We start from the raw sequence: 6,038 nt of genomic DNA on the forward strand, positions 1-6,038 counted from the left end.
ATGCGCCCGTGCTGCCGACGAACAAGGTACGCACGACCGGATCATCGGCCAGGCGATCACCCACGCCAGAGATGATGGTGCCGTTGGCGAAGTACGTGGACAGCACCAGGGTGAGTCCGCGCAGGATGAACATGAAGGCCAGGGTGACGATGAACGAAGGCAGCTTCGTACGCACGACCAGGTAGCCGTTGAGCCAACCCAGCGCCATGGCACCGGCGAAGGCGAAGATCACCGCCGCCCAGGCAGGCCAGCCCAGGTACATCACCGGCGCCGCCACCATGACGCCGGCAAAGCCGATCATCGAGCCCATCGACAGGTCGAATTCGCCGCCCACCATCAACAGGCAGGCACCCACGGCCAGGATGCCGAGGTAGGCGGCCACTTGCGCCCAGTTCATCACGCCGTCGATGGCGAACATGCCCGAGTCGCCGGCGAACACGCCGAACAGGCCGAACACCAGGATGGCGCCGGCGATGGCGCCGAGTTCGGGCCGGCCCATCAGCAGGTGCCATGCGGTGAGGCGCCGAACGCGTTCGTCGGGACTGGCGTCACCTGCTTTGCTCATGCCCAGGGTCTCTTCGATGACAGTCATGGTGATGTCCTTATCGATACTGGCCGGCGTATTTCTCGACGAGGGAAACGTTTTCCTTCGTCACGAATGCGGGGCCGGAGGCGATGTCACGCTCGCCATAGATGGGCTTCAGGCCGTAAGCGGCCAGGCGCGCCTGGAACTTCGGGTCGGCTTTCAGCATGGCGATGATGCGGACAGGATCCGTGGTGTGGTCCCGATGGGCGATCACCAGCGCTGCGATGCTGATGTAGCCCTGCAGGTAGGGTTGCTGGTCGATCGCGAAATTGATCGTGCCCTTCCTGATCGCCTCGGTAATCCCCGGCGAAAGATCGAAGGTGGCAAAGAAAATCTTGCCCGACAGCCCCATGCGCTGGATCACTTGCGCGCTCGGATCGGCCGAATCCGGCCCCAGGGCCAGGATGGCCTGGGTCTTGGGGTTGTTGCGCAGGTACGCGCCGACCTTGGCGGCGACGACGGTGGGATCAACCCCGGTATCCAGTATCGAGGAACGGATGTCCTTCAGCCCCAGGGCATCGCCGAAGCCTTTGCAGCGCTGGTACTGCGCCTGGTTGGTGGCGTTGTGGTTGACGCACAGGAAGCTTGAAACGCCGGCCGCCTTCGCCTTCTCGCCGGCCGCCTTGCCCGCTTCATAGTCGGGCTGGCCCACATGCATGATGGCGCCAAGCCCGCGGCTTTGCTCCAGCGTCCCGGAGTTCATGGTGACCGTGTTGATACCCTTGGCGCGGATGCGCGCGACGGGCTTGGTGAGCACGTCGATGTCGGCCACGTCGTAGGCGACGCCCGAGTAATTGCGCGCCGCCGCTTGCTCCAGCAGCCGCGCCATGTCGGAAAGGTCACCATTGGGCGGGTTGCGGTAGTCCACGTCCACGCCGTAGTCCTGGCCGGCCTGGCGAATGGCGTTCTTGACGGTGTTCCACCAGGAATCGGAATCGGCCGCGTGGCTTACCAGCACATAGCGTTCGCCCGGATCGGCGTGCACCGGGGAAATCATCGCGAGGCCGAGCATCCATGCCGCCGCGATGGTGGGAAGGTTCGTGACGCGCATGCTTGTCTCCGCTTGCGGTGGCCAGGACGGCTAGCCTTCTTGCCGGCCATCTCCGGGGTCCGCCGAGCATAGGCTCGCCCTGATCGCAATTGCAACTTGCATTGCAACATGGAAATAAATGGAATTTTCATTCCATTCCGTGCTTTCATCTTCCGGGTCAGTACGGAGGGCCCCGTGGCCAAGCGCAACGAAGTGGACCAGCTCATGCAGCGCATCAAGGAGGACTTCGAATCCTTGCCGCGCCAGCTGCAGGGCGTGGCCCGGTATCTTGAACAACACCGCGGCAGCATCATGGTTCGCCGCGTGAACGAGATCGCGGGAGGCTGCGGGGTCCATCCGTCGGCCGTGGTCCGGTTCGCCCAGCGCTTCGGCTATTCCGGCTTCACCCAGATGCAGGCGGTGTTCCGTACCGCCTATACTGAGCGCACCGCGCCCTCGCGCAGCTATGAGGAGCGCATCCGCACGGTCATCGCGCAAAGCCAGCCGATGCCGGCGGCGTCGATCGCCGCGCGTTTCATCGACGCCAGCCGCGCGGGCCTGGATGAGCTTTCCCACGGCCTGGACGAAAAGCGCTTCGACAAAGCGGTGGACCTGCTTGCCGACGCCGAGAATATCTACGTAGTGGGTGTGCGGCGTTCGTTCGCCATCGCCAGCTACATCGCCTATGCGCTGCAGCACACGCCCAAGCGCGTGCACCTGGTAAGCGGCCTGGGCGGCATGGAGCAGCAGCAGATCCGCAGCATCGGCAAAGGCGATGCGTTGATTGCGATCAGTTTTCCTCCCTATGGGAAGGAAACACTCACCTGCGTGCGGGTGGCCGTGGAGCGGCAGGCGAAGGTGCTTGCGATCACCGAAAGCGACTTAGGTCCCCTGGCGCAGCGCGCCTCGGTGCTGCTGAAAGTAACCGAGGGCAGCGCCTTCGCCTTTCGCGGCCTCACCAGCACCATGTGCCTTTGCCAGGCATTGTTCGTGGCCCTGGCCTACCGGCTGCAATTGAACGTGGAAGAAACCAGTGAACCCGGAGAATTCGATGATTGAGGTAGCGGTATTCGGTGCAGGACGCATCGGCAAGATCCATGCGGCCAATGTGGCTGCGCATCCGGGCGCGACGCTGCGTTACGTGGTTGACGTCCACGCCCCCTCGGCCCAGGCGCTGGCCGACATGCACGGCGCGCGCGTGGCAAGCGTCGAGCAGGCGCTGGCGGACCCCGCCGTTGGCGCGGTGGTGATCGGGTCCTCCACGGACACCCATGCGGATCTTTTGCTGCGATCGGCGGCAGCCGGCAAGGCGATCTTTTGCGAAAAGCCCGTGGACCTGGACATTGCCCGTGCGCGCGAATGCGCAGCCGCGGTGGAGGCGGCCGGCGTGACCTGCATGATCGGTTTCCAGCGCCGCTTCGATCCCACGTTCTCCGCGCTCAAGCGGCGGCTGGACGAAGGTGAGATCGGCACGCCGGAGGTACTGGTGGTGACCAGCCGCGACCCCGGCGCCCCGCCGGTGGAGTACCTGAAGGGCTCCGGCGGCATCTTCAAGGACATGCTGATCCACGACTTCGACATCTTCCGCTGGATCCTGGGCGATGAAGCCGTGTCGATCCATGCCACCGGCAGCTGCCTGTCTGATCCGGCCATTGCCGAGGCCGGCGACATCGACACCACGGCCGTGACCATCCGCACCCGCAAGGGCCGCATCTGCCAGATCAACACCTCGCGCCGTGCGGCCTACGGCTACGACCAGCGCTTCGAGGTGCTCGGCGACAAGGGCATGCTGCAGGCCGGCAACGTGCGCCCCACCCAGGTGGTTTCGTGGGGCGGCAAGCACATCTCAAGCGACCTCCCCGAGCACTTCTTCCTCGAGCGCTACCGGGATGCCTACGCCGCGGAAATCGCCCATTTCTTCGACGCGCTGACCGCCGGCACACCGGTGCGCACCACGGTGGCCGATGGCCTGAAGGCGCTGGAGCTTGCCGAACTTGCCACGCAGTCGTGGCGCGAAGGACGCGCGCTGGAATGCATCGTTTGACGTTTGCTACGTCGAACGGCCTAGTCGCCGGGCCTTGACACAGGCCCGGCGCGGCACCTAACGTCAAGCCATGTCGAACATTCCCGCCATCGCCAGCATTAGCCACCCGGTATCCACCGGCCTGGCGGCGCACGCGCTGCGTTCGATTATCGGCTCGGGTACCACGACCACAACCGTCACCGGACGGCAGCCCGCGCGCGACTAGCAACCCCATCGCCAACGGCCCGTCCCTCGACAAGGGAAAGGCCGCAAGCGCGAACCCTCCCCTTCGAAGAACACGGGCCTTTCATACAAAGGAAGGGTATTCCCGTGTACAGCCAGGCCATCCACCCCGCAATCCACGCCCCGTCACTGGCGCCAGTCCGGCGCCTGGATATCGGCCTGATCGGCCCGGGGAAGGTCGGCACCGCCCTGGTCGCCCAACTGCATGCCGCGCGCTCGCGCCTGCTGCCGATGCGCCTGGACCTGCGCCTGCGCGCCGTGGCCGCCAGCCGCCGCATGTGGCTGGATGTCGACGACGAGGCCATGCACGAGCGCCACGACGGCGCGCAGACATGGCGCCCGACGGACCTTGAAGCATTCGCCGACTACGTCGGCACCGACGGCTTCCCGACGCTCATTATCGACTGCAGCGCCAGCGACGAGGTGGCCTCGCACTATGCCGGCTGGCTTCGCCAGGGCATCCACGTGGCCACCCCCAACAAGCATGCCGGCAGCGGCGACCTGGCCCGCTATGGAGCCATTCGCGAGGCCGCGCACGATGGCCGTGCCCGCTTCCGCTTCGAGGCCACGGTATGTGCGGGCCTGCCGGTGATGCAGACCCTGCGCGACCTGCTGGATACCGGCGATGAACTGGTGGCCGTGGACGGCATGCTTTCGGGCACGCTGGCATGGCTATGCAACCGCTTCGACGGCAGCCGGCCGTTTTCCGCCTGCGTCCGCGAGGCCCATGCCCTGGGCTATACCGAGCCCGACCCGCGGGATGATCTTTCCGGCCGGGATGTGGCCCGGAAGCTGGTGATCATGGCGCGTGAATCGGGTGTGCCGCTGGCCCTTGACGACGTGGAGGTGGAAAGCCTGGTCCCGGCCAGCCTGCAGTCGGTGGCCCTGGGTGAATTCATGGCGCGCATGGATGAACTGGACGCACCGCTCGACGCGCGGCTGGCGGAAGCCCGCGCGGGCGATGGCGTGCTACGGCACGTAGCCCACCTGGACCGCGCAGGCGGTGCCAGCGTCCGACTGGCCGTGCTGCCTCGCGATCATCCTTTTGCCCATACCCGGCTCACCGACAACATCGTGCAATTCTGCACGCGCCGTTACCGCGACAACCCATTGATCGTGCAGGGTCCCGGGGCCGGCCCGGAAGTGACGGCGGCCGGCGTCTTCACCGATATCCTGCGCATTGCAGGCTCGCTGGGCGCTAACGTATGCGCATGAACCATGAATCGCTGCCTTCCTCCCTGCTCCAGGCCGAAGCTGTCGCTCCCGCCAGCGTCGGCAACGTCGGCGTGGGTTTCGACATCCTCGGCCATACGCTGGCCGGCGCCGGCGACCGCGCCCGCGTGCGCCGCATCGACGAACCGGCGGTGCGCATCAAGCTGATCGACGGCGTGTTCCGGGACCTGCCCCTGGACGCGCCACTGAACACCGCGGGCGCTGCACTGATCGCGCTGCGTGACAGGCAGCAGCTCACCTTCGGCTTCGAACTGGAGCTCTACAAAGGCATCGCATTGGGCTCGGGCATGGGCGGCTCCGCCTCCAGCTGCGTGGCGGCACTGGTGGCTGCCAATGCGCTGCTTGACGAACCGCTGGACATCCATGCCCTGTATCCACTCGCCATGCACGGCGAAGCGGTGGCCAGCGGCGGCCTGCACGGGGACAACGTCGGCCCGATGCTGATGGGCGGCCTGGTACTGGCCACCGCCGAGCACCTGGTGCCGATCCCTGTCCCTGCGCACTGGCATTGCGCGCTGGTGCATCCGCACTTCGTGCTGGAGACCCGTGTCGCGCGAGCCGCGCTGGCCGGCGACTACCACCTCGCGGAATTCATCGCGCAAAGCGCGAACCTGGCCCAGGTGCTGGCCGGCTGCTACCGCGGCGATGCCGCCCTGGTGCGCGCCGGCTTGTCCGATGTGCTGGTGGAGCCGCGGCGCGCACGATTGATCCCCGGCTTCGCACGGGTCAAGGCCGCCGCGCTCGACCACGACGCGCTCGGTGCCAGCATCTCCGGCGCCGGCCCGAGCGTGTTCGGCTGGTTCGAATCGGCAGCCCTCGCCCATGCGGCCGCGGCCGAAATGGTGGCCGCCTTCGCCGCCGAGGGCCTGGACAGCGACCGCTTCGTGGCGCCGATCGCCGGACCCGCCGCGCACGTGGTGCAC

7 protein-coding genes are annotated in these 6,038 nt (G+C 66.5%); 5 read left to right on the top strand and 2 right to left on the bottom strand.

Features of this window, described 5'->3' with window-relative positions; genetic code table 11:
- Nucleotides 1-592: ABC transporter permease (locus tag VK519_RS09075; protein ID WP_414692721.1), on the bottom strand; the 592-nt coding region annotated here is incomplete at its 3' end.
- A 10-nt stretch (nucleotides 593-602) separates the two neighbouring features.
- Nucleotides 603-1,637: a substrate-binding domain-containing protein gene (locus VK519_RS09080; RefSeq protein WP_324349194.1), complete on the bottom strand. Its 1,035-nt coding sequence runs from the start codon at nucleotides 1,635-1,637 to the stop codon at nucleotides 603-605.
- Between the two features lie 174 nt (nucleotides 1,638-1,811).
- Here VK519_RS09080 and VK519_RS09085 point away from each other — a divergent pair, with 174 nt between their 5' ends.
- From VK519_RS09085 to VK519_RS09105, 5 genes are all read left to right on the top strand, one after another.
- Nucleotides 1,812-2,675 (top strand): MurR/RpiR family transcriptional regulator, encoded by an 864-nt coding sequence (locus VK519_RS09085; RefSeq protein WP_324349195.1) that lies wholly within the window; start codon nucleotides 1,812-1,814, stop codon nucleotides 2,673-2,675.
- Nucleotides 2,668-3,660, top strand: a complete 993-nt coding sequence (gene iolG, locus VK519_RS09090) for an inositol 2-dehydrogenase (protein ID WP_324349196.1) — start codon at nucleotides 2,668-2,670, stop codon at nucleotides 3,658-3,660. The genes VK519_RS09085 and iolG overlap by 8 nt, the downstream gene beginning before the upstream one ends.
- 70 nt (nucleotides 3,661-3,730) lie before the next feature.
- On the top strand, nucleotides 3,731-3,865 hold the full coding sequence (locus VK519_RS09095) for a hypothetical protein (RefSeq protein WP_324349198.1): 135 nt from the start codon (nucleotides 3,731-3,733) through the stop codon (nucleotides 3,863-3,865).
- Between the two features lie 104 nt (nucleotides 3,866-3,969).
- Nucleotides 3,970-5,097, top strand: a complete 1,128-nt coding sequence (locus tag VK519_RS09100) for a homoserine dehydrogenase family protein (protein ID WP_324349200.1) — start codon at nucleotides 3,970-3,972, stop codon at nucleotides 5,095-5,097.
- Nucleotides 5,094-6,038 (top strand): homoserine kinase (locus tag VK519_RS09105; RefSeq protein ID WP_324349201.1); only part of this gene is annotated, 945 nt, incomplete at its 3' end. The genes VK519_RS09100 and VK519_RS09105, both read left to right, overlap by 4 nt.

It is taken from the genome of Pinirhizobacter sp., assembly GCF_035317885.1.
In the GTDB taxonomy this organism is placed as follows: Bacteria; Pseudomonadota; Gammaproteobacteria; order Xanthomonadales; family Rhodanobacteraceae; genus Pinirhizobacter.